The sequence below is a fragment of the Yersinia rochesterensis genome (assembly GCF_003600645.1).
Classification (GTDB): Bacteria; Pseudomonadota; Gammaproteobacteria; order Enterobacterales; family Enterobacteriaceae; genus Yersinia; species Yersinia rochesterensis.
The window spans coordinates 1646783-1665445 of record NZ_CP032482.1 but is presented as its reverse complement, the minus strand read 5'-3'; the positions used below and the strand labels follow the sequence as shown (position 1 = coordinate 1665445).

Here is an 18663-nt window from a genome sequence, read left to right as displayed (position 1 = left end):
ACTGGCATTCATTTATATACTGGCTTCCTCATCCTCTAACTTGCAGGTATTACACGGCAGGTTTTTGCCAATGAAGAAGCGATAAACCGCTGCGCCGAGGCAAGCCCCAATAATTGGTGCGATAATCGGGATAATGAAATAAGGGATATCACGACCACCGGTCATCGAGATTTTTCCCCAACCGGCAAAGAAGGTAAACAATTTAGGGCCAAAATCACGGGCCGGGTTCATGGCAAAACCGGTTAATGGCCCGGTTGAAGCCCCTATCACCGCCACCAGAATACCAATCAATAACGGCCCTAATGCGCCGCGCGGTACTCCGTTACCATCATCCGTCAGCGCCATAATCAGCCCCATCAATATCGAGGTAATTATGATTTCAACAAATGCAGCTTGCCATACACTGATAGCCGGTGAAGGGAAAGTACTGAAAATACTAGCTAATTGCAGGCTTTCCAGACTACCGCGCACCATCTGATGGGCAGTTTCAAAATCAGTAAATAAGTTGTGATACAACATATAAGATAGCGCTGCGCCACCAAAAGCACCGGCAATCTGTGCAATGCTGTAAGGAATCACTTTGCGCGCGGGGAAACAAGCAAACAGCCAGAGAGCAATAGTGATGGCGGGGTTGAGGTGAGCACCGGAAATCCCGGCGGTTAGATAGACCGCCAGTGAAATCCCCAGCCCCCATACAATACAAATTTCCCACAAACCAAAACTGGCACCAGCCACTTTCATCGCCGCCAAACAACTAATACCAAAAAATAAAAATAGCCCGGTGCCGAGAAATTCAGCCATACATTGAGCTTTGAGCGAGTCGTTCATAGGGTTACCCTGCTTACGGTTAAATTAATACGTTATATACCCTAAATAATTCGAGTTGCAGGAAGGCGGCAATTGAGTAAATCCCCAGGAGCTTACATAAGTAAGTGACTGGGGTGAACAAAAGCAGCCAACGCATATGCAGCTCGAAGTATGACGGGTATGGTATTGCACGGCCCTTGACGCAACAACTATAAAGAGACGGGAAATGAAAGTGTTGTTGTGATTCGCCATTAATTAAACAAAAAATAGAGTTTCTATAACAAATTATTGCTATTACCCCCGCCAGAACCCTCTTGGAACCCAGTCAATACGCAATTTATGATTTAATTAAAAAATGTGACTTTATTGCTTTTTATTCTTTCCGTTATTGCAATCAAGCTCGCATTTCCTGCTTTAATGTGAGCCATGCTTCATCTTTTCATTGTGTGCGCGATTATCAAATAAAATACCAATTGTCATCACCTTAATTGTAATTATGAATATGCAAAAACCAATTATTATCACCTCCTCATAACTAAATAGGCTTGTAAAATAATTAGTTAAATAATTTCGTGACAATAATTTGTTATTTCATCGCTAACCATTCCCGCCAGTAAATTCAATACAGCCATTCTTTTTCATTGCTTGTTTGTATATTCAGTCTCAGCACGAACCTGACAACGTTATTACTGAATATAACAACATTACTTTTGAACATGGCAATTCAAGCCAAAGCAATACCCTAAATAATTCGAGTTGCAGGAAGGCGGAAATTGAGTAAATCCCGATGAGCTTACTCAGGTAAGTGATTCGGGTGAACGAAAGCAGCCAACGCACATGCAGCTTGAAGTATGACGGGTAAGGGCACCTGATATTCGTCGAGGTATATATGCAACAAGAAGCACTAGGAATGGTGGAAACCAAAGGGTTGGCCGCAGCCATTGAAGCTGCTGACACCATGGTGAAATCGGCCAATGTGACATTAGTGGGCTATGAAAAAATTGGATCTGGCCTGGTCACCGTTATCGTCCGGGGTGACGTGGGGGCCGTTAAAGCCGCCACTGATGCAGGCGCGATTGCCGCCGCTAACGTGGGCGAAGTGAAGTCTACCCATGTTATCCCACGCCCCCATACCGATGTAGAAGCTTTTTTACCAAAGGGCAATTTACCTAAGGGAAATAAACCATGAGTAGCAATGACCTGGTCGACCAAATCATGGCGCAGGTGATAGCAAAAGTCAGCGAGCACGCCCCAGCGTCTTCTGCACAACCCTCTTATAAACAACGAGGTACGGCTATGGCTGAGAAAACTTGCAGTTTAACGGAATTTGTTGGAACCGCGATCGGCGACACAGTCGGACTGGTGATCGCTAACGTCGATAGCGCCCTATTGGACGCCATGAAGCTAGAAAAACGCTATCGCTCGATTGGCATTTTGGGCGCACGTACTGGCGCTGGCCCACACATCATGGCAGCTGATGAAGCAGTAAAAGCCACCAATACCGAGGTGGTCAGTATTGAATTACCCCGTGATACCAAAGGCGGTGCCGGTCATGGCTCGCTAATTATCTTCGGCGGTGATGATGTTTCTGACGTAAAACGCGCCGTCGAAGTGGCATTGAAAGAGTTAGACCGGACATTCGGCGATGTTTATGCCAATGAAGCTGGCCACATTGAACTGCAATACAGCGCTCGCGCCAGTCATGCCCTGGAAAAAGCTTTTGGCGCACCACTGGGCCGCTCTTGCGGCGTGATCGTCGGCGCACCAGCTTCGATTGGTGTTTTGATGGCCGATACCGCCGTGAAATCCGCCAATGTTGATGTGGTGGCTTACAGCTCCCCCGCACAGGGCACCAGCTTTAGTAACGAAGTGATTCTGGTTATCTCCGGCGATTCTGGCGCAGTCCGTCAGGCAGTTATTTCTGCCCGTGAGATTGGCAAAACGGTATTAGCCACTTTAGGTGCTGAACCGAAAAACGACCGCCCGTCTTATATCTGACGCCACAGTGAGGCTGTTTCATGAAATCGAAAAGATTTGAAGCGTTGGCGAAACGCCCGGTTAATCAGGACGGCTTTGTCAAAGAATGGATCGAGGAAGGCTTTATTGCCATGGAAAGCCCGAATGATCCAAAACCTTCCATCAAGATTGTCAATGGTGTGGTGACCGAGCTAGACGGCAAACCACAAAGCAGTTTTGACCTGATTGACCACTTTATCGCCCGCTACGGTATTAATCTGGAGCATGCGGAAGAAGTGATGAAGATGGATTCCATCAAGCTGGCCAATATGCTGTGTGACCCCAATGTGTCGCGCCGCACCATTGTGCCACTGACGACCGCCATGACACCGGCCAAAATCGTCGAGGTGGTTTCCCACATGAATGTGGTGGAAATGATGATGTCGATGCAGAAAATGCGCGCCCGTCGGACTCCATCACAGCAAGCTCACGTGACCAACGTGAAAGATAATCCGGTGCAAATTGCCGCCGATGCTGCGGAAGGCGCATTCCGTGGTTTCGATGAGCAAGAAACTACCGTGGCTGTTGCCCGCTATGCACCATTCAACGCCATTGCGCTGTTGGTCGGCTCGCAAGTTGGCCGCCCCGGTGTACTGACTCAATGTTCGCTGGAAGAAGCCACCGAGCTGAAACTGGGAATGCTGGGCCACACCTGTTACGCCGAAACTATCTCGGTTTATGGCACTGAGCCGGTGTTTACCGACGGCGATGACACCCCATGGTCGAAAGGTTTTCTCGCCTCATCTTATGCATCACGAGGCTTGAAAATGCGCTTTACCTCCGGCTCCGGCTCTGAAGTCCAAATGGGCTACGCCGAAGGGAAATCAATGCTGTATCTCGAAGCGCGCTGTATTTACATCACCAAAGCCGCCGGGGTTCAGGGACTACAAAACGGCTCGGTCAGTTGCGTCGGTGTGCCGTCTGCGGTGCCATCCGGCATTCGCGCCATTTTGGCCGAAAACCTAATTTGTTCGGCGCTGGATTTAGAATGCGCGTCCAGTAACGACCAAACCTTTACCCACTCAGATATGCGCCGTACCGCCCGTCTGCTGATGCAATTCCTGCCGGGCACTGACTTTATTTCCTCTGGTTATTCTGCGGTGCCGAACTACGACAACATGTTCGCAGGCTCCAACGAAGATGCCGAAGACTTTGATGATTACAACGTGTTGCAGCGCGATCTGAAAGTCGATGGCGGCCTACGCCCGGTATTGGAAGCTGACGTGGTGGCCATTCGCAATAAAGCCGCGCGCGCCCTGCAAGCAGTATTCGCCGGAATGGGTTTACCGCCAATTACCGACGAAGAAGTGATTGCCGCAACTTATGCCCACGGATCGAAAGATATGCCGGAGCGTAACATCGTCGAAGACATCAAATTCGCTCAGGAAATCATCAGCAAAAACCGCACCGGTCTGGAAGTGGTGAAAGCCCTGGCGCAAGGCGGCTTTGAAGATGTGGCGCAAGACATGCTCAACATCCAGAAAGCCAAAATTGCCGGCGACTATCTGCATACCTCGGCCATCATCAAAGGTGACAATCAGGTGTTGTCGGCGGTGAATGATGTCAATGACTACGCGGGGCCAGCGACCGGTTACCGGCTGGAAGGTGCACGTTGGGAAGAAATTAAAAATATTCCAAACGCGCTTGATCCGAATGAGCTTGGCTAAGGGGTTCACGAGATGGTGGATATTAACGAAAAACTGTTACGCCAAATTATTGAGGGCGTATTACAGGAAATGCAGGGAGACAAAAATACTGTTTCCTTTAAGCAAGATACCCAACCCGCGGCAGCGGCTGTTGCGTCCGGGGATTTTCTCACTGAAGTCGGTGAAGCCCGTCCCGGCACTCATCAGGATGAAGTCATCATCGCTGTCGGCCCGGCATTTGGCTTGTCGCAAACCGCCAATATTGTCGGTTTATCGCACAAAAATATTCTACGCGAAGTCATTGCCGGTATTGAGGAAGAAGGTATCAAAGCGCGGGTGATCCGCTGCTTTAAATCCTCCGACGTGGCTTTTGTCGCCGTTGAAGGTAACCGCCTAAGTGGCTCCGGAATTTCTATCGGCATCCAGTCAAAAGGAACCACGGTAATTCATCAGCAAGGCCTGCCGCCGCTTTCTAACCTGGAGCTGTTCCCACAGGCCCCGCTGCTGACACTGGAAACCTATCGCCAGATTGGTAAAAACGCCGCTCGTTACGCCAAGCGGGAATCACCACAACCGGTTCCGACCCTGAATGACCAAATGGCACGGCCAAAATATCAGGCCAAATCCGCGATTCTGCACATTAAAGAAACCAAATATGTGGTGACTGGCAAGAATCCTCAGGAACTCCGGGTGGCGCTTTAACAAAGGAAAACACAATGAATTCCGAAGCTATTGAATCCATGGTTCGCGATGTGCTCAGCAAGATGAACAGCTTGCAAGGCCAAACGCCAACTGCCGCTTGTGCTCCAGCGGCCAGTTCGCGCAGTGATGCCAAAGTCTCTGATTATCCGTTGGCGAATAAACACCCTGACTGGGTGAAAACCGCCACCAATAAAACATTGGATGACCTGACACTGGCGAATGTTTTAAACGGCAGTGTCACTTCACAGGATTTGCGTATTACCCCGGAAATCCTGCGTATTCAAGCATCTATTGCCAAAGACGCGGGCCGCCCGCTGCTGGCAATGAACTTTGAGCGCGCCGCTGAGCTGACTGCGGTACCGGATGACAAGGTGCTGGATATCTACAACGCCCTGCGACCATTCCGCTCCAGTAAAGAAGAGTTGAATGCCATCGCCGATGAGCTGGAACAGACCTACAAAGCGACCATTTGTGCCGCATTCGTGCGCGAAGCCGCCGTTTTGTATGTCCAGCGCAAGAAGCTAAAAGGCGACGATTAACCCAGTGATATCAATCAAGGGGAAGCGTGCCCTGGGCGCGATAGCCCCGTTGATCACGACATCCAGTTATTAGTCATTTAAGGATCGGATATGGATTACATCGTCGGTGTAGACATCGGCAACTCATCAACAGAAGTCGCATTGGCACAATGCATGGCTGACGGTCAGTTGCACTTTGTTACCAGTACCCTGACCGAAACCACCGGTGTCAAAGGGACGCAGCGCAACATTTTTGGCATCACTAAGGCGCTGAATATGTTGGTGGAAAAGGCCGGTATCACGCTGAGTGATATCAGTCTAATCCGCATCAACGAGGCGACCCCGGTTATTGGTGATGTGGCGATGGAAACTATCACTGAAACCATCATCACTGAATCCACCATGATTGGCCACAATCCGAAAACCCCCGGCGGGCTGGGGTTGGGTGTTGGGCTGACCATCACTATTGATGAGCTAGTCACTCGCGATCCTACCCAGCCTTACATTCTGGTGGTGCCCTCCGCAGTTGATTTTGCCGATGTCGCAGCCGTGGTGAATGCCGCTAACGGCGCGGGATTTCGCATTACCGCGATTATCTTGCAACGGGATGATGGGGTGCTGGTCAGCAACCGCCTCACTCACCCGCTGCCCATCGTCGATGAGGTATTGCATATCGACCGTATCCCGATGGGCATGCTGGCAGCGGTTGAAGTTGCCATGCCGGGTCAAGTCATTGAAACCCTCTCGAACCCTTATGGTATTGCCACGGTCTTCGGGCTGAGCGCTGAAGAAACCAAAAACATCGTCCCAGTGGCGCGCGCCTTAATTGGCACGCGCTCTGCGGTGGTGGTGAAAACCCCCGAGGGCGATGTTAAAGCCCGCTCTATTCCGGCTGGGCATCTGGAGCTATTTGCCAATGGCCGTACCCTGCGGGTGGATGTCGCAACCGGTGCTGAGGCCATCATGACCGCGGTCAACAGCTTCCGCCATCTGGACAATGTCAGTGGCGAAGCTGGCACCAATATCGGCGGCATGCTCGAACACGTCCGCCAAACCATGGCTGAACTGACCAACAAACCCACCAATGAAATCTTCATTCAAGATTTACTGGCGGTTGATACTGCGGTGCCAGTCAATGTCACTGGTGGTCTGGCGGGTGAGTTTTCGCTGGAACAGGCGGTGGGTATCGCCTCAATGGTGAAATCTGATCGCCTGCAAATGGCGCATATCGCCAGTGAAATCAAAAAAAGCCTGAATATTGAGGTGCAGGTCGGAGGGGCAGAAGCTGAAGCAGCGATACTCGGCGCGCTGACCACACCTGGGACGCGACGGCCACTTGCCATCCTCGATTTAGGGGCTGGATCTACCGATGCCTCGATCATCAATGCGCAAGGTCAAATCGTTGCCACCCATCTGGCGGGTGCTGGCGATATGGTCACGATGATAATCGCCTCTGAGCTGGATCTCCAAGACCGCTATTTAGCTGAAGACATCAAAAAATACCCCTTGGCAAAAGTGGAAAGTTTGTTCCACCTGCGCCACGAAGACGGCAGCGTTCAGTTCTTCCCACAACCGCTGCCGCCTGAAGTTTTTGCCCGATTAGTGGTGGTCAAACCGGATGGTTTGGTGCCACTGCCGGGAGATTACGCGCTGGAAAAAGTACGCAATATTCGCCGCTCGGCCAAAGAACGGGTGTTTGTCACCAATGCACTTCGTGCTCTACGGCAAGTCAGTCCGACCGGCAATATCCGCGATATCCCCTTCGTGGTGCTGGTTGGTGGCTCCTCGCTGGACTTCGAAATCCCGCAATTGGTTACCGACGCCCTCTCCCACTACAAGCTGGTGGCGGGTCGCGGCAATATCCGTGCCAGTGAAGGCCCGCGTAATGCGGTCGCCACCGGGCTGATTCTGGCCTATCAACGGGAGAGTTATTGATGAACTTTACCCAAGATGCGCCCGCGATTGTTATCAGCCTAACCCCGTCAACCCCCGAGGCGGTCTGGCACCCGGTATTACTGGGAATTGAGGAGGAAGGCATTCCCTGGCAGTGGCAGCAAGACGATGACACGGATGCCGTACAACGCGCCTGGCAGGCGGCGACTCGCTCTCCATTATTGGTCGGGCTAGCGTGTTCTGCCGACGAAGTGATTGTGCATTTTCGCCATTTACCGCCCGCCAACCCGCTGTTCCGGCAGCCACTGGCACAAGACGAAGACCCATTACGGCGGCTGGGCAATAACGCCGCCCGGTTAGTCAAAGGCTTACCGTTTAAATAATCACACTCAAATTAACAAGGAACTCATATCTATGAATAACGCATTAGGACTTATCGAAACCAAAGGGCTGGTCGCGGCCATCGAAGCGGCTGACGCCATGGTCAAATCGGCCAACGTACAACTGGTGGGCTATGAAAAAATCGGCTCCGGTCTGGTGACTGTCATGGTTCGCGGCGATGTCGGCGCAGTGAAAGCCGCTGTTGACGCCGGTTCTGCGGCAGCCAGCGCGGTGGGTGAAGTGAAATCTTGCCATGTGATTCCGCGCCCGCACAGCGATGTAGAAGCCATTTTACCGACCTCTGCCTAAAGGTAAGAAGAGGAGCACAGCGTGAAAACGTCACTGGGTTTACTGGAAGTTAGCGGTCTAGCGCTGGCAATTGGTGCGGCGGATGCCATGGCAAAAGCGGCATCCGTTGCCCTTATCGGAATAGAAAAAACCAACGGCTCCGGCTGGATGTTAATCCGCCTGACCGGTGATGTTGCTTCAGTTCAGGCGGCAATCAACACCGGTGCTGCCTTTGCTGAACGGCATCACGGGCTGGTCTCAAGTGCCGTGCTGGCTCGCCCAGCAGATGCCCTGATGGCGCACTGGCAAGCCCCCAAAATTGAGCCGATGGCCGCCGAACCGACCACCTTGAGCCAACCTGCACACGAGGTTGTCGTCGCGGCGGTTATGACTGAGATATCCGCAGATGAGGAGACGGAGGCTGAAGAGGCAGAGACCCCACCGCCTGCCAATAGCGCCACCGATGATGCACCAGAAATTGCCTTGGGTGTGGCAATAATGGATTTGGATGTAGCAAGACAAAGTGCAGAAAGTGAGGCCCCGCCAGCTCCTCGTGTGAGCTGCAATCTCTGCCTCGACCCGGCTTGCCGACGCCATAAAGGTGAGCCTCGCTTTCGCTGTATCCACTTGGGTAAACGAGGAAAAATCTGATGGAAAAAGCGTTACTGGAACCCGTTGTCAGCAAGATCCTCGACGAAATGCGTCTTCGTCCGATCCCGCTTGGGGTTTCCAACCGTCATCTGCATCTCTCAGTGCAGGATTATCAACAATTGTTCCCCAATCAGCCGCTGATGGAGAAAAAAGCGCTGCTCCAGCCCGGCCAGTATGCCGCCGAACAGACTGTAACCTTGGTCGGGCCGAAAGGTAGCTTGAAAAACGTCCGAATTTTGGGGCCACTGCGTCGCCACAGTCAGGTCGAAATCTCCCGTACCGACGCCCGCATACTGGGTATCAATGCCCCTCTGCGCATGTCGGGCAATCTGGACAACACACCTGCAATCCGGTTGGTCAGTCCATATGCCGAGTTGGAATTGCCGCAGGGTGTGATTGTGGCGCTGCGCCATATTCATATGTCACCGCTGGATGCCCTTATCTATCGGGTCAAGCACGGCGACCGAGTGCAGGTGGCGATTCAGGGCAGTGGCCGCCGGTTGATTTTGGATGATGTTGCTATCCGCGTTTCACCGCAAATGAAACTGGAAATGCACATTGATACTGACGAGGCCAATGCAGCGGGCGCTGACGACCCCGCCGCGTTCGCCACGTTATTAGGCCCGTCACGGACAACGCAGCCATGAATCTGACTCAGGCGCAAACCGAACAGCTGGTCAGCCAGATTGTCACGCGGTTGGCTGAGCGCGAACGCCGGGTTCACGCCCTGCGGCTGCCGCAGCTACGCGCCGGGCTGGACTCATCGATATTCGTGCTCCATGCCACGCTGCACGTAATGTTGCCGGATTTGGCGTTTATCCACCGACTGGCGCAGTTCGATGCCACTTGCCCGGCGGTGGCGGCGCTGAATGAGGCCTGGTCGTGGGGCATGAAAGTGCATATCAGTTTGCACCGCCAACTGCTGCCAGCCCTGCCCACCGCGGCACTGCGCCCATTACCACTGAGTTTCAGTGACAGCCAAGGTCTGGCGGTGCGGCTACACGCTGGCAAGGTGTTGAGTTATCGCGATATTGCCACATTTGGCCCCGGTTGGTTGCTGATTGACCACCACACCTTGGTTACACCGCTGGCACAAGAAACGCTGTCAGTCCGTCACATTCAACTGTTAAGGCAGGAGTAAATCATGCAACTGGCCCGAGTGGTAGGTTCTGTGGTCTCAACGCAAAAGTCACCGACGCTGATTGGTAAGAAACTACTGTTGGTGCGCCGCGTCGCTGGCGATGGCTCATTGCCACCGGACAGCAACACGCCGGATGAAGTGGCGGTCGACTCCGTCGGTGCGGGTCAGGGCGAGCTAGTGCTGCTGTCCGGTGGTTCCAGCGCTCGGCGTGTTTTTGCCGAACCTAATGATGCTATCGACTTGGCAATTGTCGCCATCGTCGATGAATGCTCTTACTGATTAAACGGTGATTTTATGAGCATCTATACCAAAACCGGCGATGCGGGCACCACAGCCCTGTTCACCGGCCAGCGAGTCAAAAAAAGTCATTCTCGGGTGGAAACCTACGGCACCCTGGATGAGCTGAATGCGGCACTTAGCCTGTGTGCCCGCGTGGCACAAGGTGAAGAAAACCTTCAGTTACTTGATGCCGTACAACATCAACTATTTTATTTCAGCGCCGAGCTGGCCAGCGAGGGGATTGAAACCCCTCCGGTCGGGCGAAAAAGTATTAGCAAACAAGATATTCAGGCGCTGGAACAGGCGGTGGACCGCTGCATGGCGCTATTGCCGCCGGTTCACGGCTTTATCTTGCCCGGCAACACTGAAGCCGGGAGCCGCTTACATTTTGCCCGCACCTTGACGCGGCGCTGTGAACGTCGGCTGATTGAGTTAGCAGAGCAAGTACCGGTGCGCCCGGTGTTATTGCAATACCTCAACCGGCTATCCGATTGCTTGTACGCCCTGGCCCGTGATGAAGATCAACGCCAGCAATTACAGCAAACAGCACAAACGGTGGTGGCACGCTATTTAGCCGCAACCACTGAGAAACCCACAGCTACGACGGCTCAGCCCACCATCGTCGGACTTGGATTTCCGGATGTTCATCAGTTAGTTAAGTTAGCGGTTGAGGCCGCCATGACATTACAGATTGCGGTGGTGGTAGCACTGGCCGACCGCCACGGCAACATGATAATGACCTACCGCATGCCCGATACCCTGCTGGTGAGCAGCGAATTAGCACCGAAAAAAGCCTGGACTGCGGTCGCCTTAAAAACCGCTACTCACCAACTGAATGCGGCTATTCAACCGGGAGCCGACCTGTTCCAACTGGAGGCCAGCACTGGCGGCAAAGTGGTGAGCTTTGGCGGCGGCTACCCATTATGGCGCGGCGGCAAATTGGTCGGGGGTTTAGGGATAAGTGGCGGTAGCGTTGCACAAGATATGCACATAGCAGAAGCGGCCATATCGGCTTTACATCTGAGGAATGAATAATGAATACCAATGACCTTGAATCTCTCATTCGCACTATCCTCACCGAGCAACTGACGCCCGTAACGGCCTCGGCCTCCAGCGCCATTTTTGCCAGCGTGGATGAAGCCATCAATGCCGCTCACAGCGCATTTTTGCGCTATCAGCAAAGCCCAATGAAAACCCGCAGCGCCATTATCAGCGCAATTCGTGAGCAACTAAAGTCACAACTTATTTCCCTATCTGAGCGCGGTGCCAGTGAAACCGGCATGGGTAATAAAGAAGATAAGATCCTGAAAAATAAAGCGGCATTGGAAAACACACCGGGCATTGAAGATTTGTCCACCACCGCCCTGACTGGTGACGGCGGCATGGTGTTATTCGAATATTCGCCATTTGGTGTCATTGGGTCGGTCGCCCCCAGCACCAATCCGACCGAAACCATTATCAACAACAGTATCAGTATGTTGGCGGCCGGTAATGCGGTGTATTTCAGCCCACATCCCGGCGCTAAAGCCGTGTCACTGGATTTAATCGCCCAAATCGAGGAGATCATTTTCAACAGTTGCGGCATCCGCAATCTGGTGGTGACCGTGCAAGAACCGAGTTTTGAAGCCACTCAACAGATGATGGCCCATGACAAAATTGCTTTGCTCGCCATCACTGGTGGCCCCGCCATTGTCGCCATGGGCATGAAAAGTGGCAAGAAAGTGGTTGGGGCCGGGGCCGGTAATCCGCCTTGCCTGGTGGATGAAACTGCCGAATTAGTCAAAGCGGCGCAGGATATCGTGGCTGGCGCTTCATTCGACTACAACCTGCCGTGTATTGCCGAGAAAAGCTTGATTGTAGTGGAAAGTGTAGCTGACCGTTTATTGCAACAGATGCAAGCCTTCGATGCATTGCTCATCAGCCAGCCACATGAAGTGGACAGCCTACGCCAAGCCTGTCTCACCCCGCAGGGTCATGCCAATAAAAATTTGGTGGGTAAAAGCCCGATTGAATTGCTGAAAGCGGCGGGCATCGCCTGCCCGGCTAAAGCACCGCGTCTGTTACTGGTCGAAGTGACCGATGACGATCCATTGGTCACCACCGAACAATTGATGCCGCTGCTACCGGTAGTGCGGGTAAAGGATTTTGATGCTGGTCTGGCGCTGGCGCTGCAAGTCGAAGGCGGTCTACATCATACCGCAACCATGCATTCGCAGAATGTCTCGCGCCTAAATCTGGCCGCCCGCCTATTGCAGACTTCCATTTTTGTCAAAAACGGCCCGTCTTATGCCGGGATCGGCGTCGGTGGTGAGGACTTTACCACCTTCACCATCGCCACCCCGACCGGGGAAGGCACCACTTCGGCGCGCACCTTTGCCCGCCAACGCCGCTGTGTGCTGACTAACGGTTTCTCCATTCGCTGAGCGAGGATGTATGAAAACTTTTTTCCTGCAAACGCGCATTTATAGCGGGGAAGGCAGCCTCAAAGTGCTGCAACGCTTTCATCAGCGCAAAATTTGGATAGTTTGCGACGGTTTTTTGGCGACCTCGCCGCTGCTGGATAAGCTCAAACAGGCGCTGCCCGCAGACAACCACATAACTTTTTTCAGCGATATCACGCCGGATCCAAATATCGCCACAGTGGTGAAAGGGATTGAGCAGATGCAAGCACTGCGCCCCGACATGGTGATCGGTTTTGGTGGCGGCTCGGCACTGGATGCCGCCAAAGCCATTGTCTGGTTTAGCCGCAAGCAGGGGCTGGAGATAGAAACCTGTATCGCCATCCCTACCACCAGCGGCACCGGCTCGGAAGTCACCAGCGCTTGCGTGATAAGTGACCCAGAAAAAAGTATTAAATATCCGATATTTGACGATGATATTTACCCTGACATTGCCATTTTGGATGCCGCATTGGTGGCCAGCGTGCCGCCCGCGATTACCGCCAATACCGGGTTGGACGTACTGACTCATGCACTGGAAGCCTATGTTTCACCGCGTGCCAGTGATTTTACCGATGCACTGGCAGAAAAAGCGGTGCAACTGGTATTCCGCCATCTGGTAACCGCCTGCCGTAAAGGTGATTGCTTGATAACCCGTGGAAAAATGCACAATGCCTCGACACTGGCGGGCATGGCATTCAGCCAGGCCGGGCTGGGGATCAATCACGCCATCGCCCACCAATTAGGCGGGCAATTTCATATTGCTCATGGTTTGGCGAATGCCCTGCTGCTGGTGCCAGTGATTCGCTTTAACGCCGCCGATGCCCGGGCGCGTAAACGCTATGTTCGGCTGGCAAAACTGTGCCATTTCAGCCCGGCCAATGGTGACGATCGCGGGGCGGTCAATCAGCTTATTCACCAAATAGAATTGCTGAAACGCCAGTGCGGGCTACCTCAGCCGTTGGCGGCAATGAAAATCAATGAACGCCAGTTGCAGCAACACATCCCAGACATGATTGCCGCCGCTCAGGCCGATGTGACATTGCGCACTAATCCACGCCCAGCTGACGACAAAGATATCCGCGGAATTATCGAGGCGCTTTATGAGTGATATTCAGATACCGGATACTCATTTTCTGTGCACTCCCTCCGCTGATAGCGAGCTGGTGCAATGTGACGCCGCGACTATCCAACAGCGGGTGCGGGATGCTGGTGTGGTTGGGGCGGGTGGTGCCGGGTTCCCCACGGCGGTGAAATTACAGGCGCAGGCGGAAATTTTTCTGGTTAATGCCGCTGAGTGTGAACCGCTGCTGAAAGTAGACCAACAATTAATCCCTCGTCAGGCGGCAAGATTGGTGCGCGGCGTGCTGTATGGCATGGTCGCAACCGGTGCGCGCGAAGGCATCATTGCCTTAAAAGCTAAATATGAGGAAGCCATTGCGGCGCTGACACCGCTGCTACCACCGCAAATTCGGCTGCATATTTTACCCGATGTTTACCCCGCTGGTGATGAAGTGATCACCATTTGGTTGGCGACCGGTCGCCGGGTTCCGCCCGCCGCGCTGCCCATCAGCATTGGCGTGGTGGTGAATAATGTGCAAACTTTGCTCAATGTGGCTCGAGCAGTGGAACAGCAATGGCCGGTGACCCGCCGCACTCTGACAGTCAACGGCGCAGTGGCACGGCCCTTAACCTTGACGGTGCCACTGGGTACGCCTTTGCGAGAGGTGCTGGCACTGGCTGGTGGCGTGACCATCAACAATCCGGCCTATATCAATGGCGGCCCAATGATGGGCCATGCCCTGCATGACCTTGACCAGCCGGTGACCAAAACCACTGGCGGCCTGCTGGTGTTGCCCGCTGACCATCTGCTGATTACCCGCCGCGCCCGCAGTGACCAGGATGTGCTCGCCATCGCCCGAACCGTCTGCGAGCAGTGCCGCATGTGTACTGAACTCTGCCCACGCCACCTGATTGGCCATGAACTGCCGCCACATTTACTGGTGCGGGCGATTATTTATCAGCAAGTCGCCACGCCAGACATCTTGCTCAGCGCCCTGACCTGCTCAGAATGCAGTCTGTGTGAAAGCTACGCCTGTCCGGTAGATATCTCGCCAATGCGTATTAACCGCCTGCTGAAAACCCAGTTGCGTGCGCAAGGTGCCCGCTATCAAGGAGAACTGCGCGCAGCCGACCCAATGGCAAATTACCGCCTGGTGCCGACATCACGGCTAATTGCTCGTTTGGATCTGACTGACTGGTATCAAGCCGCACCTTTCAGTGAAGAAAACTATTTGCCGCAGCAGGTGATATTGCCGCTGCGCCAACATATCGGTACTGCCGCACAAGCCATTGTCACAGTCGGAGATCAGGTAGAACACGGCCAGTTGATTGGGCACATCCCGCATGACGCCTTGGGCGCACCGCTACACGCCAGTATTCGGGATGTCGTCACGGATGTCAGCGCCAACACCATCACGATTCGTCGCGGCATTTAACAGGAGTAAGCATGTCACAAGCCATTGGAATTGTTGAATTAAGCAGTATCGCCAAAGGGATGGAAGTCTGCGACTTAATGCTGAAAAGTGCCAATGTCGACCTGTTGGTCAGCAAAACTCTGTGCCCCGGCAAATATTTGCTGATGGTCGGGGGCGACATCGGAGCGGTGACTCAGTCGGTGCAAAACGGCGAACGGCATAGCGGGCACTTATTGGTCGATAGCATCGTGCTACCCAATCTTCACCCGTCAGTATTACCCGCCATCAGCGGCTTAAATCGGGTGGAGAACCGCCAGGCAGCAGGTGTGGTGGAAACCTGGAGTGTAGTGGCCTGCATCACTGCAGCTGACCGGGCAGTAAAAGCCGCCAATGTCACTTTGGTGCGTATTCATATGGCTTTTGGTATCGGCGGCAAATGTTATCAGGTGCTCAGTGGCGATATTGCTGATGTGCAAACCGCAGTCGAAGTCGCCAGCCAATGTGCCGGTGAAAAGGGATTATTGATTTACAGCTCAGTTATCCCGCGTCCCCATGAGGCGCTGTGGCGTCAGTTAGTTCAGGAGGCATGATGGAAACCAACAATACCCCCGAGCGCGTGATTCAAGAATATGTTCCCGGCAAACAGATAACTCTCGCGCATCTGATAGCCAACCCGAATAAAGCACTTTACAAAAAACTGGGACTAAACGATGTCAGCAGCGCCATTGGTATTCTGACCATTACCCCCAGTGAAGCTTCGATTATTGCCAGTGATATCGCCACCAAATCGGGTGCGGTCGAGATTGGTTTTATTGATCGTTTCACTGGCGCAGTGGTGTTTACCGGCGATGTTTCTGCGGTGGAGTACGCGTTGAAACAGGTGATTCACACCCTCGGCGACATGATGAAGTTTACCGCCTGCCCGATGACCCGGACTTAATGCCATGCAGCGCATCATGTTGATTGGCCCCAGTCAATGCGGCAAAACGTCGCTAATCCAGCGTTTGCATGGCGAAGCGCTGAATTACCAGAAAACCCAGGCCATTATCTGGCAGGACAATGCCATAGATACACCGGGTGAATATCTGGAAAACCGCTGCTTATACAGTGCGTTACTGGCGAGCGCTTGTGAGGCCGATGTGGTGGGGTTGGTGCAAAACGCCGATGCCACACAGAGCTGGTTTGCGCCAATGTTGGCACAGGTTTTCAACAAACCGGTGATCGGCATTATCAGCAAAGCCGATACCGTCAGCCACGCCGCTCAACTGAGCTGGGCGGCGGACTGCCTGACGCAAGCGGGCGCACAACATATTTTTATCACCTCGGCGCAAACCGGCGAGGGGTTAACTGACCTTATGACTTATTTAAAACATTGTGGAGAGTCGCATGCCCGGTAAGATTATGGCGATTAACGCCGGCAGTTCTTCGTTGAAATTTCAGCTTTTTTCCATGCTAAATGGTGAACAAGTGCTATGTCAGGGATTAATTGAGCGCATTGGTATGAATGATGCGGTATTTAATCTGCGGGCCGGTGATGTGCAATGGCGAGAAACTCTCCCCATCGCGGATTGCCGCCAGGGGGCTGAATACCTGCTCAGGGCGCTGATTGAGCACAATATTATTGACTCGTTGGATGAAATTATCGGCGTCGGCCATCGGGTTGCCCATGGCGGTGAGACCTTTGCCGATTCAGTGCTAATAACCCCGCAAGTGTTGAATAACATTGAACAACTTTGCGCATTAGCGCCCTTACATAACCCGGTGAATGCACTGGGTATCCGGGTGTTTCAACACGCCCTACCCCATGCCCACGCGGTGGCGGTGTTTGATACCGCGTTTCACCAAACACTCAGCCAAACCTCATATTTATATCCATTACCCTGGCGTTATTATGCAGAACTGGGCATCCGCCGTTACGGCTTCCACGGCACCAGCCATAAATATGTCAGTGCAGTCTGTGCCGAGCACATGGGGCGGCCCGTGGAAACACTACGCATTGTCTCCTGTCACCTTGGCAATGGCTCCAGTATTTGTGCTATCAGCAATGGCTGCTCGGTGAATACCTCCATGGGCTTCACCCCACAAGCGGGTGTGATGATGGGAACCCGCAGCGGCGATATTGACCCGTCTATTCTGCCTTTTATTCAGCAAACGGAAGGCAAAAGTGCGGCCGAAATTAACCATCTGATCAATAACCAATCCGGCTTGCTGGGTATTTCCGGCATTTCTCATGATTATCGTGATGTGGAACACGCCGCCGACAATGGCAACCGCCGCGCCGCAGTAGCCCTTGAGCTGTTCGCCGAGCGGATCCGTGCCGTGATTGGCAGCTATATCGTGCAACTGGGCGGGATTGATGCGCTTATCTTTACTGGCGGCATTGGCGAAAATTCACGTAGCGCCCGCCAGCAGATATGTCGGGAATTGGCGTTCCTTGGTATTGAACTGGATAAAGAGAAAAACCTCAAAAATCAGTTTTTTATTCAACAAGATAACGCCCCAGTACAGATTGCCATCGTCAATACCAATGAAGAATTAATGATTGCCCGTGATGTCCTGCGCGTGGCACTGAATCTGCCGGTACAACCGGCCCTCGCCGCACAATGAGAGGCAATATGAAAAGTGGGAAAGTTTGGCTAGTGGGCGCGGGGCCGGGGGATGCGGCGCTGATTACAGTCAAAGGCTTACATGCTATTCGCCGCGCCGAAGCGCTGGTCTATGACCGGTTGGTTTGTGCGGAATTATTGGCTGAAGCCCCGGACGGTTGCGAAATGATCAATGTGGGTAAAACGCCCAATCATCATTTGGTGCCGCAAACACAAATTAATCAAATTTTGGTGGATTGCGCCCAGCGCGGCCTGAATGTGGTGCGGCTCAAAGGCGGTGACCCTTATGTGTTTGGCCGCGGCGGTGAAGAGGCTGAAGCATTGGCATTGGCGGAGATTCCGTTTGAGGTGGTGCCGGGGATAAGCTCAGCCATCGGCGGGCTGGCCTATGCTGGGATCCCGGTGACTCATCGTGATTATTCTTCAGGTTTTCATGTGGTTACCGGCCATTTGCGCCAAGGTAATGAGCCGCAGGACTGGGCGACACTGGCAAAATTGGACGGCACTCTGATTATCCTGATGGGAATGACGCAACTGACGACCATTTGCCAGCAATTGATTGCTGCGGGTAAAGCGCCGAACACCTCCGCAGCGGTGGTGATGTATGCCAGCCATCAACAGCAACAAGTCGCCAGTGGCACCCTGACCACCTTAGCTGATCAGGTGGCTGCACAAGGGTTAACTGCGCCGGCGTTGATTGTGATTGGTGATGTGGTGCGCTTGCGCGAAATTCTGGCATTCACGCCAGAAGCGCTGTCGCTAAACTCAATTCCCTCGCTTATGGTAATCTAATGCATAACCTAAATAGGGGAATAACGCA

General features: G+C 53.2%; 22 protein-coding genes. 21 read left to right on the top strand and 1 reads right to left on the bottom strand.

What is annotated here, in order from left to right; all coding sequences use genetic code 11:
* Positions 1–12: 12 nt before the first annotated feature.
* Positions 13–828, bottom strand: a complete 816-nt coding sequence (pduF, locus tag DXZ79_RS07895; RefSeq protein WP_038634121.1) for a propanediol diffusion facilitator PduF — start codon at positions 826–828, stop codon at positions 13–15.
* A gap of 868 nt (positions 829–1696) precedes the next feature.
* Here pduF and pduA point away from each other — a divergent pair.
* The 21 genes from pduA to cobA all read left to right on the top strand — a co-directional run bounded on the left by pduA (position 1697) and on the right by cobA (position 18635).
* A complete protein-coding gene (gene pduA / locus DXZ79_RS07885; protein WP_038634124.1) occupies positions 1697–1996 on the top strand; it encodes a propanediol utilization microcompartment protein PduA in 300 nt (99 codons plus the stop codon).
* Positions 1993–2805, top strand: coding sequence for a propanediol utilization microcompartment protein PduB (gene pduB / locus DXZ79_RS07880; RefSeq protein WP_038634127.1), 813 nt, complete (start codon positions 1993–1995; stop codon positions 2803–2805). Before pduA ends, pduB begins: the two co-directional genes overlap by 4 nt.
* Positions 2806–2825: 20 nt before the next feature.
* The gene (gene pduC / locus DXZ79_RS07875) at positions 2826–4490 is read left to right on the top strand and encodes a propanediol dehydratase large subunit PduC (RefSeq protein ID WP_038634130.1); all 1665 of its coding nucleotides are present in this window, start codon (positions 2826–2828) and stop codon (positions 4488–4490) included.
* Between the two features lie 15 nt (positions 4491–4505).
* Entirely contained in the window at positions 4506–5171 is a 666-nt protein-coding gene (locus tag DXZ79_RS07870; RefSeq protein WP_162472786.1) for a propanediol/glycerol family dehydratase medium subunit, read from the top strand.
* Positions 5172–5185: 14 nt separating this feature from the next.
* Positions 5186–5710 carry a propanediol dehydratase small subunit PduE gene (gene pduE / locus DXZ79_RS07865; RefSeq protein ID WP_038634136.1) on the top strand — a complete coding sequence of 175 codons (525 nt, stop codon included), beginning with the start codon at positions 5186–5188 and terminating at the stop codon, positions 5708–5710.
* A 90-nt stretch (positions 5711–5800) separates the two neighbouring features.
* Positions 5801–7624 carry a diol dehydratase reactivase subunit alpha gene (locus tag DXZ79_RS07860; RefSeq protein WP_038634138.1) on the top strand — a complete coding sequence of 608 codons (1824 nt, stop codon included), beginning with the start codon at positions 5801–5803 and terminating at the stop codon, positions 7622–7624.
* Entirely contained in the window at positions 7624–7965 is a 342-nt protein-coding gene (locus DXZ79_RS07855; RefSeq protein WP_038634141.1) for a glycerol dehydratase reactivase beta/small subunit family protein, read from the top strand. The genes DXZ79_RS07860 and DXZ79_RS07855 overlap by 1 nt, the downstream gene beginning before the upstream one ends.
* A 31-nt stretch (positions 7966–7996) precedes the next feature.
* A complete protein-coding gene (pduJ, locus tag DXZ79_RS07850) occupies positions 7997–8272 on the top strand; it encodes a propanediol utilization microcompartment protein PduJ (protein WP_004388818.1) in 276 nt (91 codons plus the stop codon).
* Positions 8273–8293: 21 nt separating this feature from the next.
* Positions 8294–8902 (top strand): BMC domain-containing protein, encoded by a 609-nt coding sequence (locus DXZ79_RS07845; protein WP_038634176.1) that lies wholly within the window; start codon positions 8294–8296, stop codon positions 8900–8902.
* On the top strand, positions 8902–9549 hold the full coding sequence (locus DXZ79_RS07840) for a phosphate propanoyltransferase (protein ID WP_038634178.1): 648 nt from the start codon (positions 8902–8904) through the stop codon (positions 9547–9549). Before DXZ79_RS07845 ends, DXZ79_RS07840 begins: the two co-directional genes overlap by 1 nt.
* Complete coding sequence (pduM, locus tag DXZ79_RS07835; protein WP_038634181.1) at positions 9546–10043, top strand: microcompartment protein PduM; 498 nt, start codon at positions 9546–9548, stop codon at positions 10041–10043. Before DXZ79_RS07840 ends, pduM begins: the two co-directional genes overlap by 4 nt.
* A 3-nt stretch (positions 10044–10046) precedes the next feature.
* Complete coding sequence (locus tag DXZ79_RS07830; RefSeq protein WP_004699362.1) at positions 10047–10322, top strand: EutN/CcmL family microcompartment protein; 276 nt, start codon at positions 10047–10049, stop codon at positions 10320–10322.
* A 15-nt stretch (positions 10323–10337) separates the two neighbouring features.
* Positions 10338–11357 carry a cob(I)yrinic acid a,c-diamide adenosyltransferase gene (locus tag DXZ79_RS07825; RefSeq protein ID WP_050291649.1) on the top strand — a complete coding sequence of 340 codons (1020 nt, stop codon included), beginning with the start codon at positions 10338–10340 and terminating at the stop codon, positions 11355–11357.
* The gene (locus tag DXZ79_RS07820; RefSeq protein ID WP_120011195.1) at positions 11357–12745 is read left to right on the top strand and encodes an aldehyde dehydrogenase family protein; all 1389 of its coding nucleotides are present in this window, start codon (positions 11357–11359) and stop codon (positions 12743–12745) included. The genes DXZ79_RS07825 and DXZ79_RS07820 overlap by 1 nt, the downstream gene beginning before the upstream one ends.
* A 10-nt stretch (positions 12746–12755) precedes the next feature.
* Complete coding sequence (locus DXZ79_RS07815) at positions 12756–13871, top strand: 1-propanol dehydrogenase PduQ (protein WP_120011194.1); 1116 nt, start codon at positions 12756–12758, stop codon at positions 13869–13871.
* Positions 13864–15258: a 4Fe-4S dicluster domain-containing protein gene (locus tag DXZ79_RS07810; protein WP_162928734.1), complete on the top strand. Its 1395-nt coding sequence runs from the start codon at positions 13864–13866 to the stop codon at positions 15256–15258. The genes DXZ79_RS07815 and DXZ79_RS07810 overlap by 8 nt, the downstream gene beginning before the upstream one ends.
* 11 nt (positions 15259–15269) lie before the next feature.
* Positions 15270–15827 (top strand): BMC domain-containing protein, encoded by a 558-nt coding sequence (locus tag DXZ79_RS07805; RefSeq protein WP_038634195.1) that lies wholly within the window; start codon positions 15270–15272, stop codon positions 15825–15827.
* Positions 15827–16177, top strand: coding sequence for a propanediol utilization microcompartment protein PduU (gene pduU / locus DXZ79_RS07800; protein WP_038634198.1), 351 nt, complete (start codon positions 15827–15829; stop codon positions 16175–16177). Before DXZ79_RS07805 ends, pduU begins: the two co-directional genes overlap by 1 nt.
* 4 nt (positions 16178–16181) lie before the next feature.
* A complete protein-coding gene (locus DXZ79_RS07795) occupies positions 16182–16634 on the top strand; it encodes a EutP/PduV family microcompartment system protein (RefSeq protein ID WP_038634201.1) in 453 nt (150 codons plus the stop codon).
* Positions 16624–17844 carry an acetate/propionate family kinase gene (locus DXZ79_RS07790; protein ID WP_038634204.1) on the top strand — a complete coding sequence of 407 codons (1221 nt, stop codon included), beginning with the start codon at positions 16624–16626 and terminating at the stop codon, positions 17842–17844. Before DXZ79_RS07795 ends, DXZ79_RS07790 begins: the two co-directional genes overlap by 11 nt.
* An 8-nt stretch (positions 17845–17852) precedes the next feature.
* Complete coding sequence (gene cobA, locus DXZ79_RS07785) at positions 17853–18635, top strand: uroporphyrinogen-III C-methyltransferase (protein ID WP_050291648.1); 783 nt, start codon at positions 17853–17855, stop codon at positions 18633–18635.
* The last annotated feature ends 28 nt before the right edge of the window (positions 18636–18663 follow it).

What these genes read in the sequence shown, in the direction of transcription:
- pduF (WP_038634121.1), bottom strand. Translation starts at nt 828, where the DNA reads ATGAACGACTCGCTCAAAGCTCAATGTATGGCTGAATTTCTCGGCACC.
- pduA (WP_038634124.1), top strand. Translation starts at nt 1,697, where the DNA reads ATGCAACAAGAAGCACTAGGAATGGTGGAAACCAAAGGGTTGGCCGCA.
- pduB (WP_038634127.1), top strand. Translation starts at nt 1,993, where the DNA reads ATGAGTAGCAATGACCTGGTCGACCAAATCATGGCGCAGGTGATAGCA.
- pduC (WP_038634130.1), top strand. Translation starts at nt 2,826, where the DNA reads ATGAAATCGAAAAGATTTGAAGCGTTGGCGAAACGCCCGGTTAATCAG.
- pduE (WP_038634136.1), top strand. Translation starts at nt 5,186, where the DNA reads ATGAATTCCGAAGCTATTGAATCCATGGTTCGCGATGTGCTCAGCAAG.
- DXZ79_RS07860 (WP_038634138.1), top strand. Translation starts at nt 5,801, where the DNA reads ATGGATTACATCGTCGGTGTAGACATCGGCAACTCATCAACAGAAGTC.
- DXZ79_RS07855 (WP_038634141.1), top strand. Translation starts at nt 7,624, where the DNA reads ATGAACTTTACCCAAGATGCGCCCGCGATTGTTATCAGCCTAACCCCG.
- pduJ (WP_004388818.1), top strand. Translation starts at nt 7,997, where the DNA reads ATGAATAACGCATTAGGACTTATCGAAACCAAAGGGCTGGTCGCGGCC.
- DXZ79_RS07840 (WP_038634178.1), top strand. Translation starts at nt 8,902, where the DNA reads ATGGAAAAAGCGTTACTGGAACCCGTTGTCAGCAAGATCCTCGACGAA.
- pduM (WP_038634181.1), top strand. Translation starts at nt 9,546, where the DNA reads ATGAATCTGACTCAGGCGCAAACCGAACAGCTGGTCAGCCAGATTGTC.
- DXZ79_RS07830 (WP_004699362.1), top strand. Translation starts at nt 10,047, where the DNA reads ATGCAACTGGCCCGAGTGGTAGGTTCTGTGGTCTCAACGCAAAAGTCA.
- DXZ79_RS07825 (WP_050291649.1), top strand. Translation starts at nt 10,338, where the DNA reads ATGAGCATCTATACCAAAACCGGCGATGCGGGCACCACAGCCCTGTTC.
- DXZ79_RS07820 (WP_120011195.1), top strand. Translation starts at nt 11,357, where the DNA reads ATGAATACCAATGACCTTGAATCTCTCATTCGCACTATCCTCACCGAG.
- DXZ79_RS07815 (WP_120011194.1), top strand. Translation starts at nt 12,756, where the DNA reads ATGAAAACTTTTTTCCTGCAAACGCGCATTTATAGCGGGGAAGGCAGC.
- DXZ79_RS07810 (WP_162928734.1), top strand. Translation starts at nt 13,864, where the DNA reads ATGAGTGATATTCAGATACCGGATACTCATTTTCTGTGCACTCCCTCC.
- DXZ79_RS07805 (WP_038634195.1), top strand. Translation starts at nt 15,270, where the DNA reads ATGTCACAAGCCATTGGAATTGTTGAATTAAGCAGTATCGCCAAAGGG.
- pduU (WP_038634198.1), top strand. Translation starts at nt 15,827, where the DNA reads ATGGAAACCAACAATACCCCCGAGCGCGTGATTCAAGAATATGTTCCC.
- DXZ79_RS07795 (WP_038634201.1), top strand. Translation starts at nt 16,182, where the DNA reads ATGCAGCGCATCATGTTGATTGGCCCCAGTCAATGCGGCAAAACGTCG.
- DXZ79_RS07790 (WP_038634204.1), top strand. Translation starts at nt 16,624, where the DNA reads ATGCCCGGTAAGATTATGGCGATTAACGCCGGCAGTTCTTCGTTGAAA.
- cobA (WP_050291648.1), top strand. Translation starts at nt 17,853, where the DNA reads ATGAAAAGTGGGAAAGTTTGGCTAGTGGGCGCGGGGCCGGGGGATGCG.